3 protein-coding genes are annotated in these 2,747 nt (G+C 52.9%); 1 reads left to right on the top strand and 2 read right to left on the bottom strand.

Annotation, left to right across the window (positions count from 1 at the left end):
• Positions 1-240: hypothetical protein (locus ACEW8P_RS20710; RefSeq protein WP_373514979.1), on the top strand; the 240-nt coding region annotated here is incomplete at its 5' end.
• Positions 241-243: 3 nt separating this feature from the next.
• Here ACEW8P_RS20710 and ACEW8P_RS20705 read toward each other — a convergent pair.
• Positions 244-1,395 carry an ATP-binding protein gene (locus ACEW8P_RS20705; protein WP_373514978.1) on the bottom strand — a complete coding sequence of 384 codons (1,152 nt, stop codon included), beginning with the start codon at positions 1,393-1,395 and terminating at the stop codon, positions 244-246.
• 143 nt (positions 1,396-1,538) lie between these two features.
• Positions 1,539-2,747 (bottom strand): efflux RND transporter permease subunit (locus tag ACEW8P_RS20700; RefSeq protein WP_373514977.1); only part of this gene is annotated, 1,209 nt, incomplete at its 5' end.

Genomic DNA, 2,747 nt, shown 5'->3' with positions numbered 1-2,747 from the left:
TCCTACATAACCAATATAGTTGCTCTTATAGCGTCAGCCACTGAGAAGTATCTCCCCTCCGCGAAAATAACGGGTGGTTATGAATTCTTCAACTTCGGATTGACCGATGCGCTGCTACTTAGTGAAGCTCAAAACTGCCAGCTTTTTATCACTTCCGATTCCGAGCTATCTGATTACGCAAGTGCCAATGGAATACAGGTTTATGATTTGGTTAGAGTGAAAAATGAGAAGCTAAGATAACGATCAAACCGACCGCCACCCCTTCACCGAATACTCCGTCCGTTTCTGATCATCCAGCCCGCTATAAATCAGCGTCTTCTCCCCTACTGCTTCCGGCGCGATGTTTTCAAGATACGCTAACCCTTTGAAATGCTCCGAGGCAATCGTTTGGGTAGATTTTATCTCATAAATATCGAATTGCAAACCCGTAGGTTTCAGCAAATCTACTTCGTGTCCAGCCGCATCGCGCCAGAAGTAAAATTCCTCGTGGGTATAGCGGTGGAAAGTTTGCTTCATTTTTTCGGCGATAATCATGTTCTCAAACAATGCGCCTTTGGAGGGATGCAGTTGCAGCGTTTCGACCTCGCGAATAGCCAGCAAATGACACAGCAAACCGGTGTCGTAAAAATACAGCTTGGGCGTCTTGACCACTCTTTTGCTCAAATTCTTGAAGTAAGGAGGCAGCAAAAAAATGAGGTAGCTACTTTCCAAAACCGAGAGCCAGGCTTTGGCAGTCGGCTGGGAAATACCGCATACGTTTGCCAGAGAATTGAGGTTCAGCAGTTGCCCGACTCGGGCGGCGCACAAACTGATGAATGTCCGAAACAGCCGTAGGTCTTTGACATTAATCAACTCCACCACATCCCGCTCGACGTAGGTTTGCAGGTAGTTGGCGTAGAAAACGGTGGGCGGAATCTGGCGATCGAAAATGGCGGGGTAAAATCCTCGAATCAGCGTTTCAGTATACGCATCTGGAAGCAATCCTTCGGCGTCGAGTTCTGAAAAGTCAAAGGGCAGGAGTTTGAATAATGCCACGCGACCCGCTAAACTTTGGAAAATCTGGTGCAGCAACTGGAAGTTTTGCGATCCCGACAGAATGAACTGACCCATTTGTCCCGAAGCGTCCACCATGGTTTGCAGATAAGAAAACAGGGTCGGTACCCGCTGCACCTCATCAAAAATCACCCGCTCGGGATAGCTTGCCAGAAAAGCGACCGGATCGGTTTCGGCAAAGGCCCGGACGTCAGGATTTTCCAACGAAACGTAGGTGTAATCCGTGAAGAGGTTTTTTAGAAGCGTCGTCTTGCCGGATTGCCTGGGCCCCGTGATGGCAAGAATCGGGTACTTGCTTTGAAGATCTCTGATTGCGGATTCAATCTGCCGGGGAATTAACATACAAGTAGGGTGAATTTTTCCTAAATGTAGTTATTGATTTTGAAATATCCAGCCCTCAACTTTGAAATATCCAGCCGTCGACTTTGAAATATCCGAACAAACTGTGGTACGGGCCGGTCCGCCGGTGCGGGCTCGCCCGTCATTTACCCCGCCTTCGCCCCTTCTTCATCCAAATCCTTCCGTCCGTACGCTACCTTCCCAATACTCGAAAACAGCACCGGCACCACGAAAATTGCCAGCAGCGTCGCGGCAACCATGCCGCCAAGCACCGTCCAGCCGATGGTCTTCCGAGCGGCAGCGCCCGCGCCTTCCGAGAAAGCCAGCGGCAATACGCCCAAAATGAACGCCAACGAGGTCATGATGATGGGCCGAAGGCGGAGCCGCACCGCTTCCATCGTCGCCTGCCGGATGGATTCCCCCTGATCGACGCGTTCTTTGGCAAATTCTACGATCAGGATGGCATTTTTGGCGGCCAGGCCAATGAGGGTGAGGAGGCCGATTTGGGCGTAAACGTTGTTCGATAATCCTTTGAACAGCGACAGCGTCACGATGGCCCCGAATGCCCCGATGGGTACCGCCAAAAGTACCGCAAAAGGCACCGACCAGCTTTCGTAGAGGGCGGCCAGGAAGAGGAAAACAAACAAAATCGACAGACCGAAAATGTAAAGTGTACTCGAACCCGCGTTGATTTCTTCCAGGCTTAGCCCGGTAAATTCGTAGCCGTAGCCGATGGGCAGCACTTTGTCCGCCACCTCGCGCAGGGCAGCGATGGCCTCGCCGCTGCTGTAGCCGGGCGCGGGGTTGCCGTTGAGTTCGGTGGAGCGGAAAAGGTTGTAGTGCGAAATGAGCGGCGCGCTTTCCACCATTTTGTGCGAGACCAAGGCGCTGATAGGTACCATTTGCCCGCTTTGGTTCCGGACGTAGTACTTACCCAGGGCGTCAATGTTCTTGCGGTAGTTGGTGTCGGCCTGAGCCACGACGCGGAAGTTGCGGCCATAGATCGAGAAATCGTTGACGTAGCGACTGCCCAGATACGTTTGCAACGTGCTGTACACTTCCGAGAGCGAGACGCCGAGCTGCTTCACCTTGGCGCGGTCCACTTCCAGTTGGTAGCCGGGCGTGCGGGCGGTGAAGAAGGAGAACGCGCCGCTGATTTCGTCGCGTTCGTTAGCGGCGGCGGTCATGTTCTTGACGACCTGCTCAAACTGCTTGATGTCGTCGTTGCTTTCCTGTTGCTCGATCACGAAACTGAAACCGCCCGTGCGGCCCAGGCCCGGAATGGCGGGCGGTGTAATGACGACGACGTTGGCCTCTTTCAGTCCGGCTACTTTCTTGCGGATCGTCGCGGCCAG

The organism is Persicitalea sp. (assembly GCF_041751555.1).
Classification (GTDB): domain Bacteria; phylum Bacteroidota; class Bacteroidia; order Cytophagales; family Spirosomataceae; genus Persicitalea.
The sequence above is the reverse complement of the archived record's forward strand: the minus strand, read 5'-3'. Positions and strand labels throughout refer to the sequence as shown.